This is a genomic window from Rhizobium sp. BT04 (assembly GCF_030053135.1).
Taxonomy (GTDB): domain Bacteria; phylum Pseudomonadota; class Alphaproteobacteria; order Rhizobiales; family Rhizobiaceae; genus Rhizobium; species Rhizobium binxianense.
This window is the reverse complement of sequence record NZ_CP125652.1, coordinates 2825197-2840468: the sequence shown is the minus strand read 5'-3', so window position 1 is coordinate 2840468 and position 15272 is coordinate 2825197. Positions and strand designations below refer to the sequence as shown.

General features: G+C 61.5%; 13 protein-coding genes. 9 read left to right on the top strand and 4 right to left on the bottom strand.

The window, feature by feature from the left end; translation table 11 throughout:
• Window positions 1-109 precede the first annotated feature (109 nt).
• Both QMO82_RS22265 and QMO82_RS22260 read left to right on the top strand, forming a co-directional pair.
• Window positions 110-1291, top strand: coding sequence for an acetyl-CoA C-acetyltransferase (locus QMO82_RS22265; RefSeq protein ID WP_183608518.1), 1182 nt, complete (start codon window positions 110-112; stop codon window positions 1289-1291).
• A gap of 68 nt (window positions 1292-1359) precedes the next feature.
• A complete protein-coding gene (locus QMO82_RS22260; RefSeq protein WP_183608519.1) occupies window positions 1360-2085 on the top strand; it encodes a beta-ketoacyl-ACP reductase in 726 nt (241 codons plus the stop codon).
• Between the two features lie 411 nt (window positions 2086-2496).
• Here QMO82_RS22260 and QMO82_RS22255 read toward each other — a convergent pair whose 3' ends face one another.
• Together QMO82_RS22255 and QMO82_RS22250 are read right to left on the bottom strand one after the other, a co-directional pair.
• The gene (locus tag QMO82_RS22255; protein WP_183608520.1) at window positions 2497-2757 is read right to left on the bottom strand and encodes a YMGG-like glycine zipper-containing protein; all 261 of its coding nucleotides are present in this window, start codon (window positions 2755-2757) and stop codon (window positions 2497-2499) included.
• A gap of 26 nt (window positions 2758-2783) precedes the next feature.
• Window positions 2784-2939: a DUF3309 family protein gene (locus tag QMO82_RS22250; RefSeq protein ID WP_003543790.1), complete on the bottom strand. Its 156-nt coding sequence runs from the start codon at window positions 2937-2939 to the stop codon at window positions 2784-2786.
• 807 nt (window positions 2940-3746) lie between these two features.
• On the opposite strand from QMO82_RS22250, the gene QMO82_RS22245 reads away from it, so the two are divergent.
• From QMO82_RS22245 to QMO82_RS22225, 5 genes are all read left to right on the top strand, one after another.
• Window positions 3747-7013 (top strand): helicase-related protein, encoded by a 3267-nt coding sequence (locus tag QMO82_RS22245; RefSeq protein ID WP_183608521.1) that lies wholly within the window; start codon window positions 3747-3749, stop codon window positions 7011-7013.
• Between the two features lie 2 nt (window positions 7014-7015).
• The gene (locus tag QMO82_RS22240; RefSeq protein ID WP_183608522.1) at window positions 7016-7420 is read left to right on the top strand and encodes an RNA-binding S4 domain-containing protein; all 405 of its coding nucleotides are present in this window, start codon (window positions 7016-7018) and stop codon (window positions 7418-7420) included.
• A 194-nt stretch (window positions 7421-7614) separates the two neighbouring features.
• The gene (gene fdxA, locus QMO82_RS22235; protein WP_003567552.1) at window positions 7615-7953 is read left to right on the top strand and encodes a ferredoxin FdxA; all 339 of its coding nucleotides are present in this window, start codon (window positions 7615-7617) and stop codon (window positions 7951-7953) included.
• Between the two features lie 393 nt (window positions 7954-8346).
• Window positions 8347-8919, top strand: a complete 573-nt coding sequence (locus tag QMO82_RS22230; RefSeq protein ID WP_007825443.1) for a CarD family transcriptional regulator — start codon at window positions 8347-8349, stop codon at window positions 8917-8919.
• A 377-nt stretch (window positions 8920-9296) separates the two neighbouring features.
• Window positions 9297-10160 (top strand): RNA polymerase factor sigma-32, encoded by an 864-nt coding sequence (locus tag QMO82_RS22225; protein WP_012559312.1) that lies wholly within the window; start codon window positions 9297-9299, stop codon window positions 10158-10160.
• A gap of 140 nt (window positions 10161-10300) precedes the next feature.
• On the opposite strand, the gene QMO82_RS22220 is transcribed toward QMO82_RS22225, so the two are convergent.
• The gene (locus tag QMO82_RS22220) at window positions 10301-11845 is read right to left on the bottom strand and encodes a M48 family metalloprotease (protein ID WP_183608523.1); all 1545 of its coding nucleotides are present in this window, start codon (window positions 11843-11845) and stop codon (window positions 10301-10303) included.
• A gap of 389 nt (window positions 11846-12234) precedes the next feature.
• A complete protein-coding gene (locus tag QMO82_RS22215) occupies window positions 12235-13773 on the bottom strand; it encodes an MDR family MFS transporter (protein WP_183608524.1) in 1539 nt (512 codons plus the stop codon).
• A 116-nt stretch (window positions 13774-13889) separates the two neighbouring features.
• On the opposite strand from QMO82_RS22215, the gene QMO82_RS22210 reads away from it, so the two are divergent.
• Both QMO82_RS22210 and QMO82_RS22205 read left to right on the top strand, forming a co-directional pair.
• Window positions 13890-14414 carry a MarR family winged helix-turn-helix transcriptional regulator gene (locus QMO82_RS22210; RefSeq protein WP_183608525.1) on the top strand — a complete coding sequence of 175 codons (525 nt, stop codon included), beginning with the start codon at window positions 13890-13892 and terminating at the stop codon, window positions 14412-14414.
• A 198-nt stretch (window positions 14415-14612) separates the two neighbouring features.
• Window positions 14613-15269, top strand: a complete 657-nt coding sequence (locus QMO82_RS22205; RefSeq protein WP_183608526.1) for a thiamine diphosphokinase — start codon at window positions 14613-14615, stop codon at window positions 15267-15269.
• Window positions 15270-15272 lie beyond the last annotated feature (3 nt).

The following is a 15272-nucleotide window of genomic DNA, read 5'->3' as shown; positions in this document are numbered from 1 at the left end:
GGACGATGCTGAAAAACGACGGCAGCCGGTCTTCGCGTTTGACTTGTGCCCCAAGCTTTGCCAGTTTCCACTTATGTAAGTGAGACGAAAAACGAGGAGGAGCGTCCCCATGAGCAATTCATCCGTCGTCATCGCCAGCGCAGGTCGAACAGCAGTGGGCTCGTTCAACGGCGCTTTTGCAACGGTCCCCGCGCATGAGCTCGGCGCGGCCGTCATCAAGGGAGCGCTCCAGCGCGCCGGCGTCGATGCCGGCGAGGTGGATGAGGTGATCCTTGGTCAGGTGCTTGCCGCTGGCGAGGGCCAGAACCCGGCCCGCCAGGCGGCGATCAAGGCCGGCATTCCGAAGGAGGCGACGGCCTGGGGCGTCAACCAGCTCTGCGGCTCCGGCCTGCGCGCCGTCGCACTCGGCATGCAGCAGATCGCCACCGGCGACGCCCGGATCATCGTTGCCGGCGGTCAGGAATCCATGTCGATGGCGCCGCATGCCGCGCATTTGCGCGGCGGCGTCAAGATGGGCGACATGAAGATGGTCGACACGATGATCAAGGACGGCCTGACCGATGCCTTCCATGGCTATCATATGGGGGTCACCGCCGAGAATATTGCGCGGCAGTGGCAGCTTTCGCGCGAGGATCAGGATCAGTTCGCCGTCGCCTCTCAGAACAAGGCTGAAGCCGCGCAGAAGGCCGGCCGTTTTGCCGACGAGATCATTCCCTACCTCATCCAGACGCGCAAGGGCGACGTGACCGTCGATGCCGACGAATATATCCGCCATGGCGCCACGCTGGAGGCGATGGGCAAGCTGCGCCCGGCCTTCGACAAGGAGGGCACGGTCACGGCCGCGAACGCCTCCGGCCTCAATGACGGCGCGGCCGCAGCGGTGCTGATGAGCGAAGCCGAAGCCGTCAGGCGCGGCATCCAGCCGCTCGCCCGCATCGTTTCCTGGGCGACGGCCGGCGTCGATCCTTCCATCATGGGCACCGGCCCGATCCCGGCTTCGCGCAAGGCGCTGGAAAAGGCCGGCTGGTCGGTCGGCGATCTCGATCTTGTCGAGGCCAATGAGGCGTTTGCGGCGCAGGCCTGCGCCGTCACCAAGGATCTCGGCTGGGATCCATCGATCGTCAACGTCAACGGCGGAGCGATTGCGATCGGCCATCCGATCGGCGCCTCCGGCGCCCGCGTTCTCAATACGCTGCTGTTCGAAATGAAGCGCCGCGGCGCCAAGAAGGGCCTGGCCACGCTTTGCATCGGCGGCGGCATGGGTGTCGCCATGTGCTTCGAGGCGCTTTGAGCAGTACGATCCGTCATTGATTGAAAAGCCCACCAAGAGGTGGGCAAAAAACAACAGGGGAGTGGAACATGAGCAGAGTGGCTCTGGTCACCGGGGGGACACGCGGCATCGGCGCGGCGATTTCCGTAGCGCTGAAAAATGCCGGATATAGGGTTGCCGCCAGCTATGCCGGCAACGACGAGAAGGCCAGGGCCTTTCACGAGGCCACAGGGGTTCCGGTGTTCAAATGGGACGTTTCGGACTACGCCGCCTGCGGCGAGGGGATCGCCAGGATCGAAAGCGAGATCGGCCCGGTCGAAATCCTCGTCAACAATGCCGGCATCACCCGTGATGCGATGTTCCATAAAATGACGCCGCAGCAGTGGCACGACGTGATCAATACCAACCTCACCGGCCTGTTCAACATGACGCATCAGGTCTGGACCGGCATGCGCGACCGCAGCTTCGGCCGCATCGTCAATATTTCGTCGATCAACGGCCAGAAAGGTCAGATGGGTCAGGTGAACTATTCGGCCGCCAAGGCGGGCGATCTCGGCTTCACCAAGGCGCTGGCCCAGGAAGGGGCGGCCAAGAATATCACCGTCAACGCGATCTGCCCCGGTTATATCGGAACGGAAATGGTGCTGGCCGTGCCGGAGAAGGTGCTGAACGAACGCATCATTCCGCAGATTCCCGTCGGCCGTCTCGGCGAGCCGGAAGAGATCGCGCGTTGCGTCACCTTCCTCGCCTCCGACGATGCCGGCTTCATCACCGGTTCGACGCTGACGGCCAATGGCGGGCAGTTCTTCGCCTAAGCCACACTACGGATTACACGCAGTTTAAAAGCGAGGCGCGTCTGCAGGACGCGCCTCATTTCATTTGCTGGATCAAGAGCGGTGGTCGGTGTTCGTCCGAATCCTGGCCGGTACTTTCCGCATCGAGCGATCTTCGCTGCCGAGGGCTAATATCGCAGTCGTCAGGCAAGCCGACGCGATGAGAACGGTGACGAGGGAATTCAGGAAATCTGGGTCATGGAAGCGTTTCCTTTCAGGTGCGCCGGGCGGCTCCGCCTGCCCGTTGCGCTGACGAGAGGAATATGTGCCTGCCGTTTGGCGGCGGTAGATTTGACTTTCACGACCAATTGTCAACGTCTTGTTGACGGATGCCGCCGGCAAATAAAAACGGGCGCAGAAGCGCCCGTTGGGAGTCCGATATGCTTCTGCCGATCAGTAGCGGCAACGCGCCTCGTAGCGGCGGCCGTAGCGGTCGCGATAGACGCAGTAGCCGCGGCGTTCGACCGAATGGCCGATGAGAGCGCCGGTCAAACCGCCGGCAACGGCGCCGACGGCGGCACCACCCCAGCTGTTGGTGACGACACCGCCGATGACCGCACCGGTGCCGGCGCCGATGGCCGTACCTTGTTCGGTCGCTGTGCAGGATGCCAGGGCGCCGACGAGGGCACCAATAAGAACGATCTTCTTCATCATGTCGTAACTCCCCAGGTTATTGGCCTTTAGATGCGGCCCATTAGTACAAGGATAATGATAATTACGAGAACTAGCCCCAAACCGCCGGAAGGTCCATAGCCCCAGCCACGGCTATAACCCCAATTCGGCAGGGCTCCGATCAAGAGCAGAATGAGGATAACAAGTAGTATGGTGCCAAGCATGGTGTGTTTCCTTCATTTCATCCGCAATTTGGATGGACTGGAAACACGCATTGGCGATTTTTGTTCCCGGTTACATGGCGGAAATGTGACGAGATTTGATTCGCGCTTTAAGTTCGGTCATCCCCCAAAATTTTCAGTATGGTTAAAAAGGTCTTTAAATACAATATGTTGCGGTGAACAAAGAGGGAAAGTCGCGATGTCGCCGATTCGTCAGCGATTCGTTCCGTATTTGATCGGCGCGCCAATCCTGCCGCCTTGTCCTAACGCCGTCTGAATCCGGCTTCCAAAAGATTAATGGGCTTGCGAGAAGGCGAGGCGAAGCGATCAGCCGCCCGTCCGCATCTAGCGCACCGAGCTGATAACGCCACCAGATATGGGCGTGAACGAAAGGCGAAAATAGCGGAGTCAGCGATTCGTCTCCGATTCGTTCCGGCTTTGGTCGAGAGGTTAATTTCCGGGCGGATTTTCGCCTGCTGAAGTCCGCGCTGAAATCGCCGATTACGACCGCGAACATGCGAAGAGGAGAGAGTCCCGCGATTCAGCATCTAGTGGGAAAAAGTGATTCAAAATCAATACTTAGCCGTGAACAAAAGCTGAATCGCCGGGAGTCAGCGATTCGTCGCTGATTCGTTCTCAGGCTGTTCCGAATCGCATATTCGAATGTTCCGCGAGACTCGCAAAGGTCGTATTCGTCGCTGCATTTTGAAATCTGCCCTTGCGTTTGCGGCGGCAGCTGTCCATGTGTTCTCTGGCTTCCATCGAGAAGCCGAGATTTTTCTGGGGTGCCCGCCTCATTTGCATGGACCGATGATTCTGACTTCGCAGCCGATGATTCTGAGTGGACGCGGTGTGACCGCGGTGCTCGGGCCGACCAATACCGGCAAGACCCATTATGCTATCGAGCGCATGGTCGCGCACGGGACCGGCGTGATCGGCCTGCCGCTCAGGCTGCTGGCGCGCGAGGTCTATACGCGGGTGGTGGAGAAGGTCGGGGCGCAGAATGTGGCGCTGGTCACCGGTGAGGAAAAGATTTCGCCGCCGAATGCGCGTTTTTCGGTCTGCACCGTCGAGGCGATGCCGCGCGAGACCAAGGCCGCCTTCGTCGCGATCGACGAGGTGCAGCTCGCCGGCGATCTTGAGCGCGGCCATATCTTCACCGACCGCATCCTGCATCTTCGCGGCCGCGAGGAAACGCTGCTGCTCGGCGCGGCGACGATGCAGCCGATCCTGCAGCAGCTCCTGCCCGGCATCACGATCGTCGAGCGGCCGCGGCTTTCGCATCTGTTTTATGCCGGGCAGAAGAAGATCACCCGGCTGCCGCAGCGCTCGGCCATTGTCGCCTTCTCGGCCGACGAGGTCTATGCCATCGCCGAGCTCATCCGCCGGCAGCGCGGCGGCGCGGCGGTCGTGCTCGGGGCGCTGAGCCCACGCACCCGCAACTCGCAGGTGGCGCTTTATCAGGCGGGCGATGTCGAATATCTGGTGGCGACCGATGCGATCGGCATGGGCCTCAACCTCGATGTCGATCACGTCGCCTTCGCCCAGGACCGGAAATTCGACGGTTACCAGTTCCGCAATCTCAATCCGGGCGAACTCGGCCAGATTGCCGGGCGCGCTGGTCGGCACGTGCGCGACGGGACCTTCGGCGTCACCGGACAGGTCTCGCCCTTCGACGAGGAGCTGGTGCAGCGCATCGAGGGGCACGAATTCGACAACGTCAAGGTTTTGCAGTGGCGCACGACCGAGATGGACTTCTCCTCGATTCAATCCTTGCGGACAAGCCTCGAGGCAGGGCCGCGCGTACCGGGTCTGACGCGGGCGCTGCCTGCGGTCGACCAGCAGGCGCTGGAGCAGCTGTCGCGCTATCCCGAGATCATCGGTCTTGCCGACAGGCCGGCCCGCGTCGAAAAACTCTGGGAGGCTTGCGCGCTTCCCGACTATCGGCGTATCACCCCGGCACAACATGCCGATCTTATCTCCACCCTCTTTTCCGATCTCGTCCGCTATGGCACGGTGAACGAGCAGTTTCTCGCGGAGCAGGTTCATCGCTCCGATCGGACAGATGGGGAAATTGACACGCTTTCGGCGCGAATCGCGCAGATAAGGACCTGGACCTACGTTTCGAATCGGCCTGGTTGGCTTGCCGATCCGACACATTGGCAGGAAAAGACGCGGGAAATCGAAGATCGATTGTCCGATGCGTTACATGAGAGGTTGACGAAACGCTTTGTTGATCGCAGGACATCTGTGCTCATGAAGCGCCTGAGAGAGAATGCGATGCTGGAAGCTGAAATCAGTGTGAATGGCGATGTCTTCGTTGAAGGACATCATGTAGGGCAATTGAGCGGATTCCGTTTCACGCCGGTGGCGGGAACGGACGGACCGGATGCCAAGGCGGTTCAGGCTGCGTCGCAGAAAGCGCTCGCGCTCGAATTCGAGGCCCGCGCGGCGCGAATTCACGCCGCCGGCAACAGCGACCTGGCGATCGGGGCGGACGGGTTGATTCGTTGGATCGGCGACCCGGTGGCGCGGCTTTCGGGCAGTGATCACATCATGCGTCCGCGCGTGATCTTGCTCGCCGACGAGCAGTTGACGGGCAATGCCCGCGATCATGTCGCCGCCCGCATCGAGCGCTTCGTCAATCATCATATCAGCACGGTGCTGAAGCCGCTCGACGATCTGTCGCGCGCCGAAGACCTGCAGGGTCTCGCCAAGGGGCTGGCCTTCCAGCTCGTCGAGAATCTCGGCGTGCTGTTCCGCCGCGACGTCACCGACGAAGTGAAGTCGCTCGACCAGGAGGCCCGCGCCTCCATGCGCCGCTACGGCGTGCGCTTCGGCGCTTATCATATTTTCGTTCCGGCACTGCTGAAGCCGGCGCCGGCCGAGCTCATCACGCTTCTCTGGGCGCTGAAGAACGACGGTTTGGACAAACCGGGCTACGGCGATCTCATTCCGGTGCTGGCTGCCGGCCGCACCTCCGTCGTCACCGATCCGAGCTTCGAGCGAATGTTCTACAAGCTCGCCGGCTTCCGGTTCCTCGGCAAGCGTGCCGTGCGCATCGACATCCTCGAACGACTTGCCGATATCATCCGTCCGCTGCTGCAGTGGAAGCCCGGTCAGAGCAACCGCCCGGAGGGCGCCTATGACGGCCGCCGCTTCACGACGACGACGGCGATGCTGTCGATCCTCGGTGCGACGCTCGAGGACATGGAGGAAATCCTCAAGGGTCTCGGCTATCGTGCCGATGCGGTGAAGGCGGAAGAGGCATCGGCCCATCTTGCGACGCAGGATGCGGCCTCAGTGCCGGCTGCCACTGAAACGCCTGCGGACGAGACAGCCGAAAAGGCCGATCACGACGACGCCGACGGGGCGGCGGAAGAGACTGCTGCCGAGCCATCCGCGGCCGCGGCGGTTGCGGCTGTTGTCGACACGGCTGTGACCGAAGCGGTCGAAACCCCCGCTCCGGCCGAAGCCTCGGCTCCGACGGAGGCTGCATCCGCTTCCGAGGAAGTGGTGTCGACGTCTGGGGAAGCGGTGTCCGCTCCCGAGGAAGCCGTGCCTGCTTCCGGGGAAGCCGGCGAGCCGGTGGAACCGAAGCCGGTTCTTCTTTGGCGTCTCGGCGGCCGCAACGACAATCAGCGCCAGGCGCGCGGCGGGCATGGCGAACGCCGTGGCGGCCAGGGCGAGCAGCGCAGTCAGAACCAGGAACGCGGCGACCGCAATCGCCGGCCGGGCGGTGGTGAAGGCGGCGAGGGCAATCGCGGCGGCGAAGGCCGCGATAATAATCGTCACAATCGCGGCAAGGACGGCGGCAATCGCGATGGCGCCCGGCCGCAGCAGGCAAGAGGCGACCGCAACAACCAGCCACGGGGCGACCAGCCGCGCGGCGACCGGCAGGACCGTGGCGATCGCAAGGACCGCGGTGACCGCAACGATCGTAACGACCGCAACAACAATCGCGGCGGTTCGCAGCCGCTGCGCTTCGAGGCGAAGCCACCCCGCAAGGAGAAGCCGATCGATCCGGATTCACCTTTCGCCAAGCTCGCGGCTCTCAAGGAGCAGATGAAGAAGTAATCATGAGCGGGGAGACACAGCCGACAAGCGGTTCGCGCCAGCGCATCGACAAGTGGCTGTTCTTCGCGCGCATGGCGAAGTCGCGGTCGTTGGCGCAGAGCCATGTCCAATCGGGCCATGTGCGCATCAACGGCGAGCGTTGCAATCATCCGAGCCAGATGGTCAAGCCGGGCGACCGTGTCGAGCTGACGCTGGAGCGGCGGGACGTGGTTCTCGTCGTGCGCCTCGCCGGCGAGCGACGCGGGCCGTACGAGGAGGCTCGCCTGCTCTACGAGGACCTCTCGCCGCCGCCCGATGAGGCAAAACGTCTCACGCCCTACGAGCAGGCGATCCGGGCGACCGGCTCCGGCCGTCCGACCAAAAAGGAAAGACGCGCAATCGACAGGCTGATGTCGGACGAGGATTAGAAAACTCTCTCTGCTGTGGCTGCTTTTGCAGATCGTTTATCCTTGAAATCCGGCGCCAAAGCCGATAGGTCACTGACAACCTGCCGGAAGCGTGCTTGCCTCCCAAGCCTGTCCACGCTTTTCCTCCGGCACGGGGATAGGCGCGACGTTCCAGGTTGGCCGGCCCCATCCGCATGGAAATCCTGGAGTTCTTCATGACCTATGTCGTGACCGACAATTGCATCAAGTGCAAATACACCGATTGCGTGGAAGTCTGCCCTGTCGACTGCTTCTATGAGGGCGAGAATTTCCTCGTCATCCATCCCGACGAATGCATCGATTGCGGCGTCTGCGAGCCGGAATGTCCCGCCGAGGCGATCAAGCCCGATACCGAGCCGGGTCTCGACAAATGGCTGAAGATCAATACCGAATATGCCACCATCTGGCCGAATATCACGGTCAAGAAGGACCCATTGCCCGAGGCCAAGGAAATGGATGGCGAGACCGGAAAATTCGAGAAATATTTCTCCGAAAAACCCGGCTCCGGCGATTGAGACTGCGCCCACATTCGGTCGCCGAATTCGGGCGGCCGCGGCGCAAAACGTTTTAAAAGCTGCGTGAGGCATATGGGTGACATGTGTTGCCCGCATGACTCAAGCGAAGCAAATTATTGATTTCCTCATATTTTTATGATAGGTTTTGTCTACTGTTCCATTTGTGGCATGACGCATGCCCAAAACCATCACGAAAGCAAAACAAATCCGTACGCGGTTTCCGTGACATATCAACGCTTTGAGCGCCGGGTCCCAAGTCGTGCGCGAGAAGTTCTTTGCTTTTGCCCGATGGGATCAGAGTGAAGTCACCCGACGGATACTACCGTCTCACCCGGGCCTGACTGACCCGGCTCCGGCCGCCGCCGGAAGCGTAACAGGGAGTTTTTGAATAGAATGACGACTCAGCAGAAAAAGCCTTCTACAGCACGCCATGGCTTCAAGACCGGTGAATCGATCGTCTACCCCGCTCACGGCGTCGGTACCATCACCGCCATCGAAGAGCAAGAAGTTGCCGGCATGAAGCTCGAACTTTTCGTTATCGATTTCGAAAAGGACAAGATGCGGCTGAAAGTTCCGGTCGCGAAGGCGATGAGCATCGGTATGCGCAAGCTTTCGGAAACGGATTTCGTCGAGCGTGCATTGAAGGTGGTGCAGGGCAAGGCGCGCGTCAAGCGCACTATGTGGTCCCGCCGCGCCCAGGAATATGATGCCAAGATCAATTCCGGCGACCTGATTTCCATCGCTGAAGTCGTGCGCGATCTCTATCGTGCCGAAAACCAGCCCGAGCAATCCTATTCCGAGCGCCAGCTTTATGAGGCTGCGCTCGACCGCATGGCGCGCGAAATCGCCGCCGTCAACAAGATGTCGGAAACCGAAGCCGTCCGCCTCGTCGAGACCAATCTCAACAAGGGTCCGAAGCGCGGCAAGGTGATCGAAGAAGACGATTCGCAGGACGAAGCCGCCTAAGGCGATCCTGTTTTCCCATCCAAAAAACCCGGCCTTCAAGCCGGGTTTTTTTATTGGAACTTTTTCCCGACTGCCGCGTTTAACACACGTAATTGCGGACTGCTCGCCGGGCGCTGCCTCGACGGGCGAGTTGCTATTCCGTCAATGTTCGATGAGGAGCGGATCATGCCTTTTCAATATTGCCCATCCGGCAACGTGAAGAAACAGGTCCAGCCCAGCCGTCTTAACGGCACATGATGTGAAATAGGGCCTCCCTCTGAAAAGTCCAGGGGCGAGGTTTTTATGCATTCAGAACCCCTTTCAATCCGGACAGCGATGTTCCGGGGGGTGAGTTTTATTGTTCATTTAGGGCGAGAGGCCTGTTTCAGGAGATCGAAATGAAGAACATGTCTGCAGATCGGCGCATGATCAAAATCGCGATGGCCGCCCCTTATCTCGCCCGTCAGGAAGAACACGATCTGGCCATCCGCTGGAAGGATCATGACGATCGCGGCGCGCGCAACCAGATCGCCATGGCTCATATGCGCCTCGTCATCTCCATGGCGGGCAAGTTCCGCAATTTCGGCCTGCCGATGAGCGACCTCGTGCAGGAGGGGTATGTCGGCCTTCTGGAGGCCGCCGCCCGCTTCGAGCCGGAACGCGATGTGCGCTTTTCCACTTATGCCAGCTGGTGGATCAGGGCTTCGATCCAGGATTATATCCTGCGCAACTGGTCGATCGTGCGCGGCGGCACGAGCTCGGCGCAGAAGGCACTATTCTTCAATCTGCGTCGTCTGCGCGCCAAGCTCGCCAAGGGTGACACGCAGCTGACGCTGCAATCCATTCACCAGGAAATCGCCGCGGCGCTCGGCGTCAGCCTCGCCGATGTACAGACCATGGATGCCAGGCTTTCCGGCAACGACGCCTCGCTGCAGGCGCCTTCGGTCTCCGGCGATGCCGAGAGTGCGGAGAAGATGGACTTCCTCGTCAGCGACGATCCACTGCCGGACGAGCAGGTTTCCAACATGATAGACGGCGAACGCCGCCGCGTCTGGCTCGCCTCGGCGCTGAAACATCTCAACGAACGCGAGATGAAGATCATCAGCGCCCGGCGTCTGGCGGAAGACGGTGCCACGCTCGAAGAACTCGGGGCCGATCTCGGCATTTCCAAGGAACGTGTGCGGCAGATCGAAAGCCGGGCGATGGAGAAGCTCCGCAGTGCGCTCGTCAGCGCCGATCCGCATATGGCCGCCTACGCCTGAATCTAAAACAACTCCAGGAAAACCGCTTCGCACTTTTTCCGGAGTTGTTTTACGCATGTCGTTCTCGCAAAACGGCTGACAGTTTTGCGCGACATATTCCCTCCAGCAGCACAGACTGCCCGGCGCCAGCCGGGCTTTTTTTACTCGGCGATGATTTTGACGCGATCGCCGGGTGAAACGGCTGCACCCGTGGGCAGGGCGTTGATGAGTTTGAAGAGATCGAGCTTGCGGTCGGTGCCCATCATGCGGGCGGCGAGCGTCGAGATATTTTCACCCGGCCGGACGGTGACGACGCGGATGCGCAACGGCTTCAGCGAGGCCGCCTCTGCCGGCGTCATGCGCCGGAAACTCGCACGCAGGACATTGGCCGTCGGCTCAAGGGCGTCGCTGCCTTTCGGCACGGCGGTCAGGAAACGGAAGATCTGCGCATTGTTGCGGATCACGGTGACATCGAAATCCCAGCGGTCGGCGCTGGCGCGCGCGGTCGCTGCTTCCATGCCGTTGATGGTGATCGGCTGAATGGTCGACGGGTCGAGGCCGGTCACCCAGCCGCTGGAGATATAGTTGGTGAGGCTCTGGTTCTGATTGTCGGCGACGCCGTCGAAGCGGACGGCGATGTCGTTCGGGCCGGTCGCCATCACGGCTTCGACCTTGTTGTCGATGTGGAAATCCGGCGGCACGTCGAAGCGGATGCCCAGGCCGCCGTGCAGGAAGGTCTGACCGCGCACATAGCCTTCTTCCGGGCTGTCGCCGTAGAGCAGGCCGTCTATGCCGTCGAGATAATAATCGCGGCCCTTGTCGCCGACCGCGCCTTCCTGGCCGAAGGCGCGGGCATGGGCGCGGGCAAGCTCGATGCGTTGGGCGGAGTTCGGGTGGCTCGACAGGAAGTCGAGGCTCTGGTCGGCTTCGGGATCGACCGACATGAAGCGGCTATAGGCCGCCATGGAATCGAGGAAGCGGGCGGCGGAATACGGATCGTAGCCGGCTTCGCCGAGCATGCGCACGCCGATGACATCGGCCTGCAATTCCTGCTGGCGGGAGAAGGCGGCGAGCCGCAGCTTGCCGCGGGCGAGCGCCTGCTTGCCGGCGATGTCGCTGGAGAGCACCTCGGCGACGACGCGGCTGGCGATGACCTCAGCCTCTTCGCGCTTCTGCCGCTCGATGCCGTGATTGGCCGTCACATGGCCCATCTCGTGCGACAGCACGGCGGCGACCTCAGAGGCGTCGTTGGCCAGGGCGAGCAGGCCGCGAGTGACATAGAGATAACCGCCCGGCAGGGCAAAGGCGTTGATGGCAGGAGAATTCAAAATGGTGATGCGGTAGGACTGGCTCGGATTTTCCGACACCGCCGTCAGCGCGCCGGCGATGCGGGCGACGAGGCGCTCGGTCTTGGCGTCCTTGTATTCGCCGCCATAGCTTGCCACGATGCGCGGATGCTCACGGGCGCCCATCGCCGCGCGCGGGTCGTTCTTCTGTACCTCGTCGACGATCTGCGGATTGGAAGAGGGGGAGACTGTCGGCTGATAGGATTGCTCGATCAGCGGCTGGCAACCAGTCATTCCCATAGTGATGGACGAAAGCAGCATCAGGCGACGCGCGAAGCGCCGCGGCGCGGAGATGGCATCACTGGAAAGCGCGGGCGATTTCCACGTCGTCAAGCTATCCAGTCTGGTTCTCCGCATCATGTCGCTATATTGCCGGTTTACCGCAGGTTCGGACCGACCGTGGCAAGGAGAATTCAACGGGTGCGCACCCCTGATCTCGCGCTGCACAATCGGCCGATACAAGTCCTTGCTGTAGCTGATTTACGCATCGGTTGCATAGCGAGACTCTGTTTAAATGTGGCGCCGTTGCATTTTGGCAAGCCTCGGGCAGTGAGGCCTCCCTTCGCTCGGATGAAATTATGGCGAAAGTTCCGTCACAAAGCGGAGATTCGTCCATGGCGCGGAAAAAGAACGGACCGATTGAAGTAACCGGCCCGTTGGCGGCAGTCGTGCGAGAAAATTGCAACCCCTGATCATTGTCTTGCGGAAAGAACGCCTTTTGATGAAGTATTCCGCGTGTACGATTCGGGTTATTCCGCGGCTTCCGCCGTCGTCGCTTGCGGCATCTTCGCCTCGCCGGCGCGGGGCAGCTGCACAGGTTTCAGCATGATAGCAGCCACAAGGCCGATCAGCGCGATGGCGCAGGCAGTCATGAAGAGCGGCGAGAAGGCGGCGGCATAGAGATCGGCGACGGCCTGGCGGCTCGGCTCGGGAAGGGCAGCCATCATCTTCGGCGTCAGCTGTTCGATATCGGCGACACCGGGAATGGAGACGCCGACCTTGCCGAGCCCGGTGGCGATGATGGCGCCATAGATGGAAATGGCGATCGACGCGCCGCCCATGCGCGACAGTGTCACCGAGCCGGTGGCGGCGCCGACGTCGCGCGCCGGTGCTGCATTCTGGACGCCGATGATGGGAACCTGCTGGGCAAGGCCGATGCCGATGCCCTGCAGCATCATGATCGCGCCGATGAAGGCGATCGGCGTTCCCGCATGGACCTGCGACAACAGCGCAAAGGCGGTGGCGCTGCAGGTGAGGCTGGCGATGGCGAAGGGCTTGTAGCGCCCCGTCTTCGAGATGATGCGGCCTGCCGTCAGGGATCCGCAGACGAGGCCGCCGGTGAGAAGAATGAAGAGCAGACCGGCAGCAGAGGGCGACAGGCCGGTGGTGGTCTGCAGGAAGAGGGCGAGATAATTGACCATGCCGATGGCGATGGCGCCGCCCATGATCGAGATCACCAGCAGCAGGCTGAAGGTCGAATTGCGGAAGAGCTGCAGGGGAACGATCGGCTCCGGCGCGCGGCGCTCTGTGAATACCCAGGCGACGGCGCAGACAACGCCGAAGGCGACGATGCCGATACTCTGGGGTGAGATCAACGCGCCGAACAGTTCGCTGCTGTCGGTAGCAAGCACAATGCTGGTCGTCGTCAGTGCGAGCAGGAGCGCACCGGCATAGTCGATCTTAGGGCGGCGATGCGGTTTTCGGTACGGCAGCATGAAGGCGAGACCGGTGAGCACGATGAAGCCGATCGGCACATTGACGAGGAAGATCGACCGCCAGCCGAAGAGATCGCTCATCGTGCCGCCGAGCACGGGCCCGATCGCGCCTGAGGCCATCAGCACGAGGCTGGAATAGCTTTGATAGCGCGCCCGCTCGCGCGGTTCGAACAGATCGGCGTTGACGGCGAAGATCGACACCATGATGCCGCCGCCGCCAAGACCCTGCAGCACGCGGGCGGCAATCAGCGTGTTCATCGAAATTGCAAGGCCGCAGACCGCCGAGCCGACGGTGAAGATGGTGATCGCCGTCATCATCACATATTTGCGGCCGAAGAGATCGCCGAGCTTGCCGTAGACCGGCATGACGGCGCTCAGCGACAGGAGATAGGCCGAGCCGATCCAGCCGAAGCGCTCGAGATGGCCGAATTCGCCGACGATCGTCGGCAGCGCCGTGGAAACGATCTGATTATCCAGCGTCGCCATGAACATGGCCGTCATCAGGAAGAAGAAGAGGATGAGCCGGCGACGAGGATCCGTCACGAGCGGCGCAGGCGCGAGTTGCATGTCCATGGGAGCATCATTCCGGGTTTGCCGCTCTTTTATGTGCTAACAGCATATATCTGTCAATGGCACATTAATGACATTGGCATATTCAAATTCCGAAACGGCTCTGTTATAGTTCCGTGATGAGCGACGTGCTGACCAAGACTCCCACGCAACCGGTAGAGCCGGATGAGGAAAACGTGCCTCGCATCGGTCGGGCCATGGGTCGTATGCGGTTGATGACCGGACGACGGCTGATCGGCCGGCTGGCGATCCAGAGCGCCGCACCGGGTCTCGAGCTTTCGCATCTCGATGTGCTCGATGCGGTCCGCCGGGCGCAGCCTGCCGGCGAGGTCACGGTCGGCATGATCGCGGAAATGCTGCGCATCGACCCGTCACGGGCAAGCCGGGTGGTGGCCGAGATGGTCGGGCGAAACGTGCTGCGCCGTGAGGCTTCGCAGGCCGATGCGCGGCGGATTGTCGTCGTCATGACCGAGGTCGGCCAGAATTTGCTTGCCGAGATCGTCGCGCAGAAACTGGCGATCATCTCCGAGATCGTCTCCGACTGGCCGGAGCAGGATATCGAGCGCTTCGCAGCGCTTTTCGAGCGTTTCATCGGCGGTTACGAGGCGGTCTTCCTATCGCGTGACAAGGATACGCCGGGCTAGAGCAATTCCAGCAAAAGTGTGCAGCGGTTTTGCGTTCGGAATTGCGTCAAAACAAAGAGATAGAGCATTTTCGTGAATCGAAGAAAAACGGAAATGCTCTAGCGCATAATCGTGAAAAGAAGACGCACGGCGCTGTAAAGCAAACGACGCCGATCGCTGGCGCCCCTTCCCCTCGACCCCCGGTTTGCGCTAAGGGCAATGCCCATGAGCCCATCCACCTTCACCATCCTCCTTGGCGGCGAACTCAGCCTGACGGAGCGCCTGCGCCATGCCGTCGGCGACAGCCGGTTCATCGCGGCCGATGGCGGCATGCGGCATGCGCTGGCACTCGGCATTACGCCGGAGCTCTGGGTCGGCGATTTCGATTCGACGCCTGATGATCTCGAAGGTGCATTTCCCGATGTGCCGAAACAGCCCTATCCCGCAGCAAAGGCGGCCACCGACGGCGAAATCGCCGTGTCGGAAGCGATCGCGCGCGGCGCGCGGCGGCTGATCCTGGCCGGCGCGCTCGGCGGCGAACGCTCCGACCATGCGCTTCAGCATCTGCTGTCGGCCGTCAGCCTGGCGGAAGAGGGCTTCGATGTCCTGCTGACCTCGGGCAAGGAAGAGGCCGTGCCGCTGCTTGCCGGGACGATCGAGCTGGATCTTCCCAAGGGCAGTCTGTTTTCGGTGCTCGGGTTCAGCGAGCTGACCGGGCTTTCCATCGAGAATGCGCGTTATCCGCTGGCCGATTTCCATCTGCCTTTCGGCTCGTCGCGCACCATTTCCAACGTCGCGGAAGGCAAGGTTTGCTTTTCGCTCCGCAGCGGCCGGGCGATCGTGCTCGCCCGGCCCTATGATCTTTCCGGAGTCTGATTT